The organism is Acidovorax delafieldii 2AN (assembly GCF_000175235.1).
GTDB lineage: Bacteria > Pseudomonadota > Gammaproteobacteria > Burkholderiales > Burkholderiaceae_C > Acidovorax > Acidovorax delafieldii_B.
In genome coordinates, this window is record NZ_ACQT01000014.1 from 12,262 (window position 1) to 26,432 (window position 14,171).

The following is a 14,171-nucleotide window of genomic DNA, read 5'->3' on the forward strand; positions in this document are numbered from 1 at the left end:
CCCCACTCCGGTTCGACGCCAGGACTGGCACCAGGAACACTCCGGGGTATGGCATCCAAACCAGCGGCCCACACGCCCGCACCCCAAGCCACAAAGCCTGCTGCGCCCAAAAAGCCCGCAGGCTCTGCTGCGCCCGTCAAGCGCAGGACGGACTGGGAGGCTGTAGAGCGGGACTACCGCACGGGGAAGTTCACGCTGCGGGAACTGGAAGCCAAGCATGGGGCCAACAACGCCACGATCTCCAGGCGCGCAGCAAAGGGCGGATGGACGCAAGACCTGTCCAACGCTATCAAGCAGGCAACCAATGCCAAACTGGTTGAGTCGATCGTTGCAGCAGAGTGCAGCAGCGCGCAGCAAAACGCAGCAGAGACAGTTCTTGCTGCGGCAGAGGTCAATACCCGCGTCATCCTGGCCCACCGCACAGGGCTGAATCGTCTCACCGAGATCAAGGGAAAGCTGCTCGCACAGATAGAGCAGGCCGCCGAGAACATGGCGGACTTGGCCGAAGTGATTGAGATGGTCCGAAAGCCGGACGAGAACGGCATCGACCGCGCCAATGATGCACTGAGGAAGGCCATGGGGCGCTCAGCCCTTGTGGATGACCTCAAGAAGCTGGCCGATGTGGACGAGAAGGTGCGCAAGGGTGAGCGCGAGGCGTTCGGGTTGGATGATGGCGGCGAGTCCGACGACGAGGCCAAGGCCAGCCGCATGACCGACGCAGAGCGCGCCGTGCGCCTGTTCAATCTCATGAACGGGGACGGTGCTGCATGACGACGCCTACCGTATCTGAGCTGATGGGGAAGATACAGGCCATGACGACCGAGGCGAAGGCGCTCATGGACACCCTGCTGCTAGCTGGCGATGCCAAGAAGTGGGTTCCACAGCCCGGCCCCCAGCAGTCCGCCTACCACTCCAAGGCCGACATTGTGTTTTATGGCGGCGCGGCCGGGGGAGGAAAGACCGACCTATTGATGGGCTTGGCGCTGACTACCCAAGAGCACAGCATTATTTTCCGGCGCGAGGCAGTGCAGCTGACCGGCATCGAAGAACGGATGACCAAGATCCTTGGCCACCGCAAGGGATACAACTCGCAGACTGGCGTATGGCGCCTGCCTGGCAATCGCGTGCTGGAGCTTGGCAGCGTCAAAGAGCCGGGTGACTGGGTGAAGTACCAGGGGCGCCCGCACGACGCGAAGCTGTTTGACGAAATCTGCCACTTCACAGAGCTGCAATTCCGCACCCTGATCGGCTGGCTGCGCACGGATCGCCCTGAAATCCGGCAGCGCGTAGTGTGCGCTGGCAACCCGCCAACAACGGCTGAAGGGGAGTGGGTCAAACGTTTCTGGGCCGCCTGGCTTGACCCACAGCACCCCAACCGCGCCAAGCCGGGCGAACTGCGCTGGTACGTTACGGACGAGAAGGGCGAAGACATGGAAGTGCCCGGCCCGGAAATGGTCTTGGTCGGCACAGAGCTGATGAAGCCCAAGAGCCGCACCTTCATCCCTTCCAGCGTGGATGACAACCTATTTCTGGCCAGCACGGGCTACAAAGGCACGCTGCAATCACTGCCAGAGCCATTGCGCTCGCAAATGCTGCGGGGCGATTTCAGCGCTGGCGCCGCTGATCCCGCCTGGCAATTGATCCCTACTGAATGGGTCAAGGCCGCCCAAGCCCGATGGCAACCGCGCCAGGACAAGGGACCAATGACAGTCTTGGGACTGGACCCGGCCCGTGGTGGAACAGACAAGACCAGTGTCGCCCGCCGGCATGACTGCTGGTTTGATGTGCTGATTTCCGAGCCTGGCATTGTGACCAAGGACGGCCCAACCACGGCCGCATTCACCGCGCCGCTAGTGCGCAATGGTGCGCCTATCGCCGTGGACGCCATCGGCATTGGATCGAGCGCGCTTGATTTCATCCAAGGGCTGGGACTGCTGGTGTATGCCGTTGTAGGCAGCGAGCGCAGCGACCACATGGACAAGGCAGGAACGATGCGCTTTCGCAACCGCCGCGCAGAAATGTACTGGCGCCTGCGCGAGGCGCTGGACCCCACAGCAGAACAACCTATCGCACTTCCGCCCGACCAGGAGTTGCTGGGCGACCTGACTGCCGTCCGATACAAGGTGGTGACGATGGGGCAGGGCGCAGCCATCCAGATCCGTGACAAGGACGAGATACGCGAGGCGCTGGGGCGCAGCCCAGACAAGGGCGACTCCGTGGCCATGACCTTTTGCGAGGGCATACCACTGCTGGACAAAGGCAAGCGCAAGACTAGCTGGCGCGACCGCCTGGGCATCCACTCACAAACCGCAGGATCGGCCCAGGCCGCATAAGACATGGCGACCTTCAAGAACATCAACCAGGCCGTAACTCCGGGCCATGCCACCGGCGAGAGCCTCGACAACTCCCAGGCCATTGAGAACTGGCACCGCTACCTCTATGCCAAGTGGCGCGGCCACCTCGAATACACAGAAATCGCCCGCCGCAACGAGAACATGTACTTGGGCGGCGGCAAGCAGTGGCTGGAAGAGGACAAGAGCATCCTGCGCAACCAGGGCCGGCCGTTCTACGAGTTCAACCAGATCAAGCCGTCGATCAATACGGCACTGGGCTACCAGATCCACAACCGCATGGACGTTGCCTTTCGCCCGCGCGGCGAGAAGGGCGATGGCAATGTGGCCACGATCCTGAACAAGCTGGTCAAGCAGGTCCTGGACAGCACGCAGTTCCAGTGGCACGAAACCCAGATGTTCGGTGATGGACTGATCGAGCAGCGCGGGTACTACGACCTGCGCATGAACTTCGACAAGAACATCAAGGGCGAGATCGACCTGGCTACCTTGGACCCGCGCGATGTTATCCCCGACCCGGACGCCAAGAGCTACGACCCGGACAAGTGGGCCGATGTGATGGTGACCCGCTGGCTTACGCTGGACGAGATCGAGTCGCTATACGGGCGCAATGCGCGTGACCTTGCCGAGAAGTCGGGCGACGAATCCAGCGACTGGGGGTTCCAGGACGGAGAAACAGAGCGTTCGAAGTTCGGCGGCATCCGCTTCCCAGGCCAGTACGACGCCTTTGGCGCCCACGATGACGGGCTCAAGCGCTTTCGCGTCATCGACCGCCAGCGCTTTGTGTTCGAGATGACCGACTGCCTGGTGTTCCCCGAAGCTGGGAACATCGTGGTGATGGACACGCTGTCGCAGGAGTCGATTGACACGGCCTTGAAGGATGGCGCCGTCAAGGCCCGCCGCATGCACCGGCGCGTGCGCTGGGTGGTGGCGACCTACAGCACCACGCTGTTCGACCAGTACAGCCCTTACGACCACTTCACCGTCATCCCGTACTTTGCATACTTCCGCCGCGGCGAGACACGCGGCATGGTGGACGACGCTATCGGCCCGCAGGAGGTGCTGAACAAGGCGGTAAGTCAAGAGGTCCACATCATCAACACCACGGCCAACTCAGGCTGGACGGTGGAGGAAAACTCGCTCACAAACATGAGCACCGAGGAACTCAACGATGTGGGTGCAAAGACCGGCCTGATCGTGGAATACAAGAAGGGCAGTCAGCGCCCCGAGAAGATCCAGCCCAACCAAGTCCCGCCCGGCATCGACAAGCTGATCGCCATGTCCACCAAGGCGCTCAAGGACGTGACGGTGCCCGACGCCATGCGGGGCCAGGAGGGCAATGCAGTCTCGGGCATCGCCAAGCAGGCCGACCAGTTCGCCAGCCAGCAGCAGCTGGCCGTGCCACTGGACAACCTGACTTACACGCGCAACCTGCTGGCCAAGCGCCTGCTCAAGCTGATCCAGCGCTATTACGACAGCTATCGAATGTTCCGCATCACCGAGACCGACCCGGTGACCGGCAAGCCGATCGATTCCGTGCTGGAAATCAACAAGTTCGACCCGTCCACAGGCGCCTACGTCAATGACGTGACCGTAGGGGACTATGACGTGGTGATTACCGAGCAGCCGATGCAGGTGACGTTCGAGAACAGCCAGTTCCAGCAGGCGCTGGAGATGCGTGAGAAGGGCGTGGCCATCCCGGATGCGACGGTGATCCGCTATTCCAACCTGGCCGACAAGCACCAGATCATGGACCAGCTCGCCGGTCAGCAGCAGCCGCAAGACCCTAAGGCAAAGGCAGGTGCTGAACTCATGGCCGCCCAGGCAGAGAAGGTACGCGCGGAGACCGTCGAAGTGCGAGGCCGCACGATGTACAGCGCCATGCAGAGCGCCCAGGTCGTCGTCGCAGCACCGCAGACCACTGCAGTCGCAGACCAGATGCTGGGCTCGCAGGGGTTCGAAGACCAGGACGCAGGGCCCGCAGTCGCGGCGCTTGCCGGAGGTGTGCCGGCCGATGCTGCACCGCCCGGGCTAATTCCTGAGAACACAGACCCACTCACGCCAGCAAGCCCTGCAATTGGGTTCGCTGACGGCATCGAAACGCCAGAAGCCGATGGCATGCAACCTGGGGTTGGCCAATGAATATCTACATCGACACCGAGTTCAACGACTTCGGCGGGGAAATGATTTCCCTGGGCATGGTGGATGAAACCGGGCGCGATTTCTACGCTGTCCTGAACTGCCAAGACCCTTCGCCATGGGTGGCAGCCAACGTGATTCCCGTGCTTGGGCAGCCTTACGCCTCTCTGCGAATGCTGCAGCAGCGCTTGCAGGCCTGGCTCTCCGCATATCGGACGGTCCACATCGTGGCCGACTGGCCGGAGGACATCGCACATTTCTGCCGAGCCCTGATTACTGGCCCAGGCATGCGTCTGGACACCCCACCGCTGACGCTCGAAGTGCGTCGAGACCTGAACAGCGAGGCATCGGCCATCCCTCACAACGCGCTGGAAGACGCCCGGGCGATCTGGAGCTCGGCACAAAAGACCACCACTGAAGAAGGAAGACCATGACCACCTATTGCGGATCCCGAAGAGTTATTGGCCACGGCGAGGCTGACATTTGCGGCGAAATGGGGCCGGGCGGCGTGCATCAGTGCTACGCCTGTCAGTTGAAGGACCACAAGGCCGAGGAAGTCGCAGGCGCTGCCAACTCTGCCCAGGACGCTCTGGTGAAAGCCATCGCCCGCGTGGCGCATGAAACCGTGGCCGCACACAACTCAGCCTACGGCGACTACACCACGCCGCCGTGGGAGCGACTGGCCGACAAGGACAAGGACCACACCTGCGCCAAGGTGGCGGCGTTCCTCAACAACCCTGAGTTGCACGCAACCGCACACCACGGCACCTCCGTGGCCTTGCTGACCGCCAGCCAGCGCGCGGCAGCCTACGTTTTCCACGGCGTGGTGCATGCCATCGCCCGCGAGCAGAGCCGCGACTGACCTTCATTAATTGACCAACCACTGGAGAGCAACACCATGAACATCCGAGAACTCAAGCGCCGCCTGCAGCCTTACAGCGGTTTCATGAAGTCAGCCGAGGACGACGGCTCCGACCTGGGCGGCGAGGTCATTCAGGTGACCAATACCGGAGACGCCGACCCAGGCGATGACCAGGAAGACCGTGGTGACACCTTCACCCCGGCGGCCGATGCGGACGGCGCCGATGCTGGTGGTGGGACAGACGCTGCCGGAGCTGGAGCTGGAACTTCAAGCGGCGCGGGCGATGCGGATGGCGCTGATGCCAAGCCCGACGCCACGAAGCCATCCGCACGCATCCCAAAGGCCCGCTTCGATGAAGTGAACGACCAGCGCAAGACGGCACTGCGCGAAGCCGAGGAGGCCCGCCAGCATGCCGCCGATCTGGCGCGCGAGCTGCAGGCCCTGCGCCAGCCAGCGACTGCAGCAGCCACAGTTCCGGCTGTAGCAGGCTTCGATGCCGACGCCAAGGAGGTCGAATACACCGAGGCGCTGATGGAAGGCGACACCGCCAAGGCCACCGCCATCCGGCGCGAGATCAATGCCCAGCTGCGCCAGCAGGCTGTGAAGGAGGCACGGGAAAGCATAGAGCGCAACATGTCGCAGCGACAGCAGGAAAGCGCCTTGCAGGCCGAATCTGTGGCCTCCGTGGAAGCCTATCCATACCTTGGCACCGAAGAAGGCGCCGAGGCGCTGGAGTTGATCCTGGCCAGCCGTGATGCGCGTATTGCTAAGGGTGTTCACCCTGCAACGGCTCTGCGCCAAGCTGTAGCAGCCATTGCTCCGCGCTTTGCCCCCCCCTCGGGTATTGCTCACGAAACACCAAAAACCGATGCTCGTACCAGCAACGCAATGGCGCGTGGCGCTGCGGATTCCAACCTGCAGCCGCCCGCAGTCCAGGCCGGTATCGGCAGTCGGGCCACGGCCGGACGGGTCAATGTCGAGACGCTCAATGATGAGCAGTTCGACAACCTGTCCCAGGAAGAAAAGAAGCGTTTGCGCGGCGACTGAAGATCGCCACAGGGGACGGCGGGGACTCACCCTCCCGCCAGTCCCCGGTTAATCCGGGTGCATTCGTCCAGATCAGACGGTAAAGGATCGGCGCCTTGGCTGCCTCAAGTCATGTCTCCGCTATTGGCTGCGTAACGCCTGAGTTTCGTAACCCAATTCAGGAGAATGGCAATGGCCTTTACCAATTTCGCGGCCCTCACGCCGCAGCAAAAGATCGTCTGGTCCCGTGATGTCTGGGCCGCTGCGCGCGACCAGATGTTCATCAAGAAATTCATCGGCTCTGGTGAGAACGCTGTCATCCAGCGCATCACCGAGTTGACCAAAACAGAGCGCGGCGAGCAGGTGCTGATGCAACTGGTGGCCGATCTGACCGGCGACGGCGTGATCGGTGACAACGAGCGCGAAGGCAATGAGGAAGCGCTGCAGTCCTACAGCCAGATCATCAACATTGACCTGCTGACCCACTCGGTGCGCAACAAGGGCAAGTTGGCCGACCAGAAAACGGTCATCAACTTCCGCGAAATGGGCCGCGACCGCCTGGCTTACTGGCTCGCCAACCGCGTGGACCAGCTGGCCCTGTTGACCCTCTCGGGCATCAGCTTCAGCTTCAACAACGATGGCTCTGCGCGTGCGGCCAGCCCATTCCCCAACCTTGCCTTTGCAGCGGACGTTACGGCGCCCAGCTCCAAGCGTGCAATGATGTGGAACGGCACAAATCTGGTGCCTTCGGTGACGGGCAACATCACCACCGCCTTCATCCCAAGCTACAAAATGATCGTGGATGCGGTGGCCTACGCCAAGACCCACTACGTCAAGCCGCTGATGGCCGGGGGCAAGGAGTACTACGTCATGTTCGTGCAGCCGGGCACACTGGCCGCACTGAAGAAGGACGCCGACTACCAGCGAGCCGTGACCAACCTGGCCCTCAAGTCGGGTGAGGACAGCCCGTTCTTCACCGGTGGCACTGTGACCATTGACGGCGTGGTGATCCATGAGCACCGCCTGGTGTACAGCACCAACGGCCTGGCTTCTGGCTCCAAGTGGGGTGCCGCCGGCGCTGTCAATGGCTCGCGCTCCCTGCTGTGCGGCGCACAGGCGCTGGGCATGGCTGACATCGGCGTCCCCGAATGGAACGAGAAGCTGTTCCAGTACGGCAGCCAGCAGGGCATCAACGTGGACAAGATGCTGGGCCTGGTCAAGCCAAAGTTCTATTCGATCTACGACAAGTCGGTCGAAGACTTCGGCGTGCTGACCATCGACCACTTCCTGCAATAAGCAGCCCCGTGAGGCGGGGCTCGCCGCCCCGTCTCCTTGATCCACCTCATTCTTCAAGGAGCCTCCATCATGGCCATCGTCAAACAATCCGCTCGCCAGCACGTCGAGTCGGCCCTTCTCACCATCGCCTTTGGCGACCCAGCCCTGTACGGCACTGCCGAGAACGCCATTGAACTGCCGCCCGGCGCCGAAGTCGTCGGCGGCGAAATCGTCGTGGACACGGCTTTCAACAGCACGACCAACACCCTGACGCTGGGCGATGTCACCACGGCAGCCCGCTATGCCAATGCGGTGGACCTCAAGACCGCCGCCCGCACGGCACTGACCCTCACCGGCTTTCTGACCACCACCACCGAGCGCTTCATCCAGGCCAATCTGGCCTATACCGGCGCTGCCCCTACCGCTGGCTCTGTGCGTATTCGCGTGGACTACGTGGTAGCAGGCCGCGCCCTCATGGCGTGGGGCACGGGCCGCTAACCGCTTTCTCAGTGGTGGGCCCTTCGTGGCCCTTTTATCCCGGAGGTTTCACCGCCTCCGGGTTTTTTGAACCAGAAAAAAAGGCAGCACCATGATTTTCCGCTCCCCGAATGCCGAAGACCTGAACATCGCACTGACCAGTGGCCACACCTGTGTCATCACCCCCGCAGGCAACGATGTGCCGGCCATCTTCCACCGCGAAGCCATCGCCCGCGGCGCATTGCCAGGCGGCATTGCCGTCGAGGAACCCAGCTCCGAGCCCGTGTTCAACCGGCACCAGGCCATTGTCGATGCGCTCAACCAGATGCTGGATGGCGGCGATGAAAACGACTTCACCAACCATGGCAAGCCCGACCTGCGCAAGCTCAATGGCCGCCTGGGTTTCCAGATCGCCCGCGAAGAAGCCGACGCGGTATGGTCTGAATTGACGGCAGCAAAATAATGAACGTCGCTGACTTCATCGCCACGTTCCGCCGAGAAATGGCGGATGCATCAACGCCCTACATGTGGAGCGACGAGGACATTGCCGCGTATCTGGACGAGGCGGTGAAGGAAGCATGCGAGCGTGCTCGCCTGATCGAGGACAGCACCACGCCGGCCGTGACAACCTTGGCTGTGCTGGCGGGGCAGTACAGCTACACCCTGCATCCATCCGTCATCGACCTCAAGCGCGTGACCTACAAAGGCAAGGCACTAACACTCTCCAGCGTCGAGGCCGAGGATCAGAACGAAATGACCTGGGAGAACCGCACCGGAGCCGAGCCGCTGCGCTATATCTACAACGGCATGGGGACATTGCGCTTGGTTCCCATCCCAACGCAGCCATTGACTGTGCAGCTGACGGTATATCGGCAGCCACTGAAAACGCTGACGGCAGACATCGATACGGCCATCCCAGAGATCCCGGCAGTCTTTCACCCGCGCCTGAAAGCATGGATTTACCGCTGCGCCTATCTCAAGCAGGACGCAGACACATTCGACAAAAGCAAGTCGGAGGAGTTTGAGGCGCAGTTCGAGCGCGCATTCGGAACCCGCCTTGACGCCAACATGGCCCGCAAGCGCCGAGACCGTGCGCTGCCAGTGGTGCGCAGCAATTGGTAGAACCCCCCCGGTCTGGGTTGAGCCATCAGCCTGCCCGCTGAATCATCGGCGGCATGGCCACCAAACCCCAAGCAATCGGCCCATTCCCATTGGGGATGGACACCCGAGTCCCAGATTTCAGCCTGACACTTGGGCAAGGTGCTGGTCACCTGCTGCGCGACGCGCTGAATGTGGACGTGACCGAGCAGGGGACGATCAAGACGCGGCCTGGCTACACGCTTGCGCAAACTGGGACAGATTGCCACTCCATGTGGGCCCCCGTTGGTGGGGCCTATGCGCTGTACTGCGACGACGGCGTGATCTGCCGGCTGGATGTATCCGGTGATGGTGCCGTGACGCGGACGACCATCGAGCCCGGCTACGGAAGCGCGACACCGGTGCGCTACGCCCAGGTGAACGAGGCTGTCTATTTCACTGACGGCCTGCGCGTCGGCTCCTACCACCCATCCATCGGACCGACACCCATCTGGGCAGCGGCCATGCTGACGACGGTTGGCGACCAGCAGCTTTCTCCCATGCCGGCTGGCCAGCACATCGCTTACCACTTCGGCCGCCTGCTTGTAGCTGTCGGCTCTGCGCTGATTTACAGCGAGCCTTTCACGCCCCACCTGCGCGACGAAGCCAAGGGCTTTGAGCTTTTCCCGGAAGCGATCACCTGCCTCGTCGCGGTGGAGGCCGGCGTTTTTGTGGTGGCCGGAAATACCTTTTTCATCGCGGGCGGGTTTCCAGCCCAGACAGTGCGCGCGGTCCTCGATTACGGCGCTCCCGACCAGCAGGCAGGCAACCGCCCGGACGGCGGGGCGCACTGGATGAGCGAGCGTGGGATTGTCTCTGTCTCCAAAGACGGCGAGATCGCCAACCTCCAAGAAAAGCGGGTGGCGCTCGACGCCTCTGGTGCCGCTTCCACCTTGTACCGACGTGCGGGCGGCATGGAAACCATCGTCGCGGCCCTCTCCGATCCCAGCAGCACAAGCGCGGGCGTTGGCTCTTACGCCCAGGCGCGCATCGTCAAAAAAGGAACCTGAGTATGTCCTCCACCATCCGGCCCGGATTCATCTATGACCTGGCCATCCGCTCCAAGGCCGACGGCCGCATCCTGCACATCGAGCGTGGCACGCCCAACCGCGTCCCGGTCGAGGGGCTCAACGACATGGCGAACTGCTACCTCAAGGGCAGCGCCGCGCCGGCAGCTTTCTACATTGGCCTGTGGACGGGATCGCACATCCCCAACGGCGACGAGACGGCGGCAAACCTGGCCTCCATGGTGTCCGAAGCAACCGCCTACCTGCAGACAGGGCGCCTTCCTCTGGTGCTCGGCACCGTGGCCAACGGCGCTGTCTCCAACGCCGCTTCTCTGGCGCGCTTCGACATGCAGGGCACGGCAACGATCAATGGCGCATTCCTCAGCACCGTGCAAGCCAAGGGCGCAGACACGGGCAAGTTGGCCTCTGTCGTGCGCTTCGCAAATCCACGCACCGTGGACGACACGGTGTACCTCGAAATTCTCACAGGTTTTCAGTTCGTCTCTCTCTAAGGAGCATTCACCATGGCACTACTTGCATCCACTGGACTGCGCAATAAGGTTCTGGACACAGCATCGGTCAAGAGCATTCTTGCCGGCGGGTTCATCCACGTCTATTCGTCCACAGTCGCCGACATTCCCGCCACGGCAGACGCGGCCATCGACCCGGCAAAGCACACCAAGCTGCTCACAGTGTACGGCGACGGCTTCTCGGCGGGCCTGAACCTCGGCACGGCCTCGGGCCGCGCCATCGGAAAGGCAGCCGGCGAAACCTGGTCCGGTCCTGTGCTGGCCACCGGCAACGCCGTGTTCTTCCGCTACGTGGCCGCGGGCGACACCGGTGCGCTCTCGACCACGGAGGCGCGCTACCAGGGCCGCTGCGGTACGTCTGGTGCGGAGCTGAACCTAAGTTCGTTGGCCCTGACCGCTGGCAACACCCAGGCTGTGAACTTCGCTTCCATCAGCCTGCCGGGGTAATCCAATGTCCATCGTGGTTGCGCCCGGCGGTGCCTACTTCTGGCTGCATTCCACGGCTGGAGACAATGCCCGTGGGCAGTCGATCTCCCACAGCGATGCTGTCGCCTCCGTGGCGGCGGTTGGCTCAAGGGATGTCGCGGACCTCGCCGTCCCCGCAGGCATAGGCACACCGGCGCTCCTTCCTGGGCATCCGAAGAATGACAGTTTCAGCGGTGGCGCATCCAGCATCACCGTTGGGATGACCTATGACAACGGCATCTGGGGCGATGGGACGCCTCCGTGGCTGGCCAGCGAATTCATCGTGGAGCTTCAAGGTGCAGCGGCACCAGACTTTGTGGTGCTCCCGACTGGATCTCCAGCGCTGCCTTTTTCTGTCCATCACTATGTCAGTGCGGACGGAGGGCAGAGCATCACCCTCAGATCTTCGGTGGCTGGCCTCTTGACGGGCCTTGAGCGAATCAAAATCTGGCGCGCAACCCTGGTGCCAGGAACGCCACCAGCCCCATTCTGGACCAGCTTCATCGGTTCCCACGAGGCCGTCTGATGCTCATCAACGATGACACCCAGGGCCAGTCGGGAGCGAAGGAGCGCGACCAGCTCGACGCCATGCTGGCCGTTGGCAACGAGTTCATGACTTACTCGGACGAGACGAGCACGATCCAGCGCTCGGGCGAGTTCGTGCGCATCACCATGGACAGCGCTGCGGAAACCAAGCCGCGCTTCCTGCTGCTGCACGAGACATCGGACGTGTACCGGGTGGACGGCGACACGATGACGATCCTGGACGACGGCGAGTTCTACGGCCTGCCAGCGACCGCTAAACTTCGCCAGCGCACGCGGCTCATGCTTTCCAATGCGGACCAGGACACCGGCGCCGACACCGAGTTCAGGCCCCTGCGCAGCGCGCTGGACTTGGTACGCATGCCGCGCTACACGCAGTTCCACACGCCTCCGTTCGCGCGCCGGCTGTACGGGGTGCACGACTCCAACTACACGGCCATCGCCGGGAAGCGGCGCCTGTTCCCGCAGCCAGACGGCAAAACGCTGGTGGTGCGTGACGTGGTGGAGCGGGGAGGGCGCTACTACTACGGCCAGGGCAAGGCTTCGGCTAACCGAGTGCGAGCGCCCCGCGTCTCGCGCATCGAGGTCATCGAGCTGGACGAGCGCGGAAAGCTGGGCAAAGTGCCCGTGTTTTCCTTCCCGGTGCATAGCGGCCTCGGCGTGGACGCGACGGGCAAGACGCTGCAGGCCGGTCCTTTCGCCTCTGATGCGAGCCTGCCCGTGGCGGACGACCTCTATGTGTACGGGGCTGCGGCTGGCGCCCTGTGGGGCGACGCGCTGAGCCTCACCGAATCGAACGCGACCCCGCTGGGTGGCGACGCGGGCGACACGTTCGCCTTCTGCGAGCCCGCGGTGGCTCCAAAGCCCGGGGCGGGCGCAGGAACCTACGTGTCCATGATCGCGGTGTATGCGGGCGACGATGACGTGCATGACCCGCAGAGTTCTGGGCCCTACCGCCTGACGTGCAAGCGCACGACGCCCGCAGGCGATACGGTAACCAGCAAGATCACTTTCCAGCCCCTCGCGGCGTACCCCAACCACTACCTGGCTGCGCGCGGTATCACGCTGCTGCGCACCAGCCCGACGAATGCGTTGCTGCGCGTGATCGTGCATGTGATGCAGTCCGGCGTGCCAGGAAGCCTGTCGTCACTGGCCGGCGACGTGCTTTTCTTTTGGACGCAGGACAACGGCGCCACATGGACCTACCAGCCCGTGGTAGCCGGGTTCCCGGTGCACACCTACGGCGCGCTGCTCGTGCGCGACGCCACCTCGGTGCTGGTGCTGGGTTCGCCCAGCTCCTACCCAGCCACGGTGCCGGTGTGGCAGATCACGCCGGCAGGGTTCAGCGCGGTCACCACCATCCCATACGCCACTTTCGCGGACGGCCTGATGGACCCAGTGTCGGGTGTTCGCGTGCCGTATCTGGCGTTCGGCTTCGGCGGTGCGGTGTACCGCAAAACGCCGGAAGGAACCAAAAAGCGGCTGTGGATGCAGTTCGACCCGCAGTGGATCTACAAGGACGGCCTGAGCTACGTGCTGGACTACCCCGGATCGCGCCCGATCATTCTGGTGTCGGACGACAACGGTGCTACCTGGGCGCGGCGCCTGCTTCCCACGAAATGGGCATTTTTGGCCGGATTCGTGGTGAGCGTGGACAGCTCCACGCTGGCGGTCCCCATCTATGCGGCCCGCAAGGAGCATGGGAAGCCTGTGCGGGTGACGGTGTACCTGAGCCGCGACGGCGGGGAGACGTGGAAGCCGACCAGGGCGTCCGGCTCGATGCCGATGGAAACCTACGCTGACGGCGACATCCTGATCGGCGAGGACATCATCGGATCGACGCCATCGACGCAGCGCAAGAGCCAGGACGTGGCCAACTGCTGGCTTGAATACAACCGCGGAGAGCTGCACCCCATGCAGGTTCTGCGCGACTCCAAGGGAAATTTCGCGCGCTCCAACCCCGCCCGCCCGTGGATGGTGGACACCACCGTGAAGGAGCCGACCTATGGCTAACACGCTCATCAAGGATATTTTCACGGCGGCTCCCGCTGGCGCGTCAGGCGGCGGCTCTGGCGGCGGGAGCGGTGGAGGATCGACCGGCATCCCCGGCGCAGAAGCCGGCGGCGCGTTCCCGCCGGAAGGCTCCGTGTGCCACGGCTCGATGCAGCTGGCCATCAGCGATCTTTTCAAGGGCTACCAGACCTCTGCGGTCCTGACCCAGGACGGCAAGCGCGTCATCCTGGCGATCGGTCCCTCTGGAGACGTGTGGCAGATCAATGGGGCGGCCTGTGTGAACGGGTATGTCGTCCTCGACTACACGAAGGTCCGCTCTGGCGGGCTAGCGGCTGGATAAGGAGGC

16 protein-coding genes are annotated in these 14,171 nt (G+C 63.1%); all 16 read left to right on the forward strand.

Translation table 11 applies throughout. The features are described from left to right. Nucleotides 1-48 precede the first annotated feature (48 nt). The 16 genes from ACDELDRAFT_RS04200 to ACDELDRAFT_RS04275 all read left to right on the forward strand — a co-directional run bounded on the left by ACDELDRAFT_RS04200 (nucleotide 49) and on the right by ACDELDRAFT_RS04275 (nucleotide 14,165). Nucleotides 49-771, forward strand: a complete 723-nt coding sequence (locus tag ACDELDRAFT_RS04200) for a hypothetical protein (RefSeq protein WP_005793768.1) — start codon at nucleotides 49-51, stop codon at nucleotides 769-771. Nucleotides 772-812: 41 nt separating this feature from the next. Next, on the forward strand, nucleotides 813-2,333 hold the full coding sequence (locus ACDELDRAFT_RS04205) for a terminase family protein (RefSeq protein ID WP_232504717.1): 1,521 nt from the start codon (nucleotides 813-815) through the stop codon (nucleotides 2,331-2,333). A 3-nt stretch (nucleotides 2,334-2,336) separates the two neighbouring features. Further along, a complete protein-coding gene (locus tag ACDELDRAFT_RS04210; RefSeq protein ID WP_005793771.1) occupies nucleotides 2,337-4,493 on the forward strand; it encodes a portal protein in 2,157 nt (718 codons plus the stop codon). Further along, the gene (locus tag ACDELDRAFT_RS04215) at nucleotides 4,490-4,924 is read left to right on the forward strand and encodes a hypothetical protein (RefSeq protein ID WP_005793773.1); all 435 of its coding nucleotides are present in this window, start codon (nucleotides 4,490-4,492) and stop codon (nucleotides 4,922-4,924) included. The genes ACDELDRAFT_RS04210 and ACDELDRAFT_RS04215 overlap by 4 nt, the downstream gene beginning before the upstream one ends. Then, on the forward strand, nucleotides 4,921-5,352 hold the full coding sequence (locus ACDELDRAFT_RS04220) for a hypothetical protein (RefSeq protein WP_005793775.1): 432 nt from the start codon (nucleotides 4,921-4,923) through the stop codon (nucleotides 5,350-5,352). The genes ACDELDRAFT_RS04215 and ACDELDRAFT_RS04220 overlap by 4 nt, the downstream gene beginning before the upstream one ends. A 36-nt stretch (nucleotides 5,353-5,388) precedes the next feature. Then, complete coding sequence (locus tag ACDELDRAFT_RS04225) at nucleotides 5,389-6,399, forward strand: hypothetical protein (RefSeq protein ID WP_005793778.1); 1,011 nt, start codon at nucleotides 5,389-5,391, stop codon at nucleotides 6,397-6,399. 171 nt (nucleotides 6,400-6,570) lie between these two features. Continuing rightward, nucleotides 6,571-7,674, forward strand: coding sequence for a N4-gp56 family major capsid protein (locus tag ACDELDRAFT_RS04230; RefSeq protein ID WP_005793780.1), 1,104 nt, complete (start codon nucleotides 6,571-6,573; stop codon nucleotides 7,672-7,674). Between the two features lie 69 nt (nucleotides 7,675-7,743). Continuing rightward, nucleotides 7,744-8,151 (forward strand): hypothetical protein, encoded by a 408-nt coding sequence (locus ACDELDRAFT_RS04235; RefSeq protein WP_005793781.1) that lies wholly within the window; start codon nucleotides 7,744-7,746, stop codon nucleotides 8,149-8,151. Between the two features lie 91 nt (nucleotides 8,152-8,242). Next, on the forward strand, nucleotides 8,243-8,593 hold the full coding sequence (locus ACDELDRAFT_RS04240; RefSeq protein ID WP_005793783.1) for a hypothetical protein: 351 nt from the start codon (nucleotides 8,243-8,245) through the stop codon (nucleotides 8,591-8,593). Beyond that, nucleotides 8,593-9,252 (forward strand): phage adaptor protein, encoded by a 660-nt coding sequence (locus ACDELDRAFT_RS04245; protein ID WP_005793785.1) that lies wholly within the window; start codon nucleotides 8,593-8,595, stop codon nucleotides 9,250-9,252. The genes ACDELDRAFT_RS04240 and ACDELDRAFT_RS04245 overlap by 1 nt, the downstream gene beginning before the upstream one ends. 53 nt (nucleotides 9,253-9,305) lie before the next feature. Further along, the gene (locus ACDELDRAFT_RS04250; protein ID WP_040328056.1) at nucleotides 9,306-10,277 is read left to right on the forward strand and encodes a hypothetical protein; all 972 of its coding nucleotides are present in this window, start codon (nucleotides 9,306-9,308) and stop codon (nucleotides 10,275-10,277) included. A 2-nt stretch (nucleotides 10,278-10,279) separates the two neighbouring features. Further along, complete coding sequence (locus tag ACDELDRAFT_RS04255; protein WP_005793788.1) at nucleotides 10,280-10,786, forward strand: hypothetical protein; 507 nt, start codon at nucleotides 10,280-10,282, stop codon at nucleotides 10,784-10,786. 12 nt (nucleotides 10,787-10,798) lie between these two features. Then, entirely contained in the window at nucleotides 10,799-11,251 is a 453-nt protein-coding gene (locus ACDELDRAFT_RS04260; protein ID WP_005793790.1) for a hypothetical protein, read from the forward strand. Between the two features lie 4 nt (nucleotides 11,252-11,255). Next, nucleotides 11,256-11,795 (forward strand): hypothetical protein, encoded by a 540-nt coding sequence (locus ACDELDRAFT_RS04265; RefSeq protein WP_005793792.1) that lies wholly within the window; start codon nucleotides 11,256-11,258, stop codon nucleotides 11,793-11,795. Beyond that, nucleotides 11,795-13,825, forward strand: a complete 2,031-nt coding sequence (locus tag ACDELDRAFT_RS04270; RefSeq protein WP_005793794.1) for a sialidase family protein — start codon at nucleotides 11,795-11,797, stop codon at nucleotides 13,823-13,825. Before ACDELDRAFT_RS04265 ends, ACDELDRAFT_RS04270 begins: the two co-directional genes overlap by 1 nt. Continuing rightward, nucleotides 13,818-14,165 carry a hypothetical protein gene (locus tag ACDELDRAFT_RS04275; RefSeq protein WP_005793796.1) on the forward strand — a complete coding sequence of 116 codons (348 nt, stop codon included), beginning with the start codon at nucleotides 13,818-13,820 and terminating at the stop codon, nucleotides 14,163-14,165. Before ACDELDRAFT_RS04270 ends, ACDELDRAFT_RS04275 begins: the two co-directional genes overlap by 8 nt. The last annotated feature ends 6 nt before the right edge of the window (nucleotides 14,166-14,171 follow it).

What these genes read in the sequence shown, in the direction of transcription:
- ACDELDRAFT_RS04215 (WP_005793773.1), top strand. Translation starts at nt 4,490, where the DNA reads ATGAATATCTACATCGACACCGAGTTCAACGACTTCGGCGGGGAAATG.
- ACDELDRAFT_RS04250 (WP_040328056.1), top strand. Translation starts at nt 9,306, where the DNA reads ATGGCCACCAAACCCCAAGCAATCGGCCCATTCCCATTGGGGATGGAC.
- ACDELDRAFT_RS04255 (WP_005793788.1), top strand. Translation starts at nt 10,280, where the DNA reads ATGTCCTCCACCATCCGGCCCGGATTCATCTATGACCTGGCCATCCGC.
- ACDELDRAFT_RS04260 (WP_005793790.1), top strand. Translation starts at nt 10,799, where the DNA reads ATGGCACTACTTGCATCCACTGGACTGCGCAATAAGGTTCTGGACACA.
- ACDELDRAFT_RS04270 (WP_005793794.1), top strand. Translation starts at nt 11,795, where the DNA reads ATGCTCATCAACGATGACACCCAGGGCCAGTCGGGAGCGAAGGAGCGC.
- ACDELDRAFT_RS04235 (WP_005793781.1), top strand. Translation starts at nt 7,744, where the DNA reads ATGGCCATCGTCAAACAATCCGCTCGCCAGCACGTCGAGTCGGCCCTT.
- ACDELDRAFT_RS04230 (WP_005793780.1), top strand. Translation starts at nt 6,571, where the DNA reads ATGGCCTTTACCAATTTCGCGGCCCTCACGCCGCAGCAAAAGATCGTC.
- ACDELDRAFT_RS04275 (WP_005793796.1), top strand. Translation starts at nt 13,818, where the DNA reads ATGGCTAACACGCTCATCAAGGATATTTTCACGGCGGCTCCCGCTGGC.
- ACDELDRAFT_RS04265 (WP_005793792.1), top strand. Translation starts at nt 11,256, where the DNA reads ATGTCCATCGTGGTTGCGCCCGGCGGTGCCTACTTCTGGCTGCATTCC.
- ACDELDRAFT_RS04245 (WP_005793785.1), top strand. Translation starts at nt 8,593, where the DNA reads ATGAACGTCGCTGACTTCATCGCCACGTTCCGCCGAGAAATGGCGGAT.
- ACDELDRAFT_RS04225 (WP_005793778.1), top strand. Translation starts at nt 5,389, where the DNA reads ATGAACATCCGAGAACTCAAGCGCCGCCTGCAGCCTTACAGCGGTTTC.
- ACDELDRAFT_RS04200 (WP_005793768.1), top strand. Translation starts at nt 49, where the DNA reads ATGGCATCCAAACCAGCGGCCCACACGCCCGCACCCCAAGCCACAAAG.
- ACDELDRAFT_RS04210 (WP_005793771.1), top strand. Translation starts at nt 2,337, where the DNA reads ATGGCGACCTTCAAGAACATCAACCAGGCCGTAACTCCGGGCCATGCC.
- ACDELDRAFT_RS04205 (WP_232504717.1), top strand. Translation starts at nt 813, where the DNA reads ATGACGACCGAGGCGAAGGCGCTCATGGACACCCTGCTGCTAGCTGGC.
- ACDELDRAFT_RS04220 (WP_005793775.1), top strand. Translation starts at nt 4,921, where the DNA reads ATGACCACCTATTGCGGATCCCGAAGAGTTATTGGCCACGGCGAGGCT.
- ACDELDRAFT_RS04240 (WP_005793783.1), top strand. Translation starts at nt 8,243, where the DNA reads ATGATTTTCCGCTCCCCGAATGCCGAAGACCTGAACATCGCACTGACC.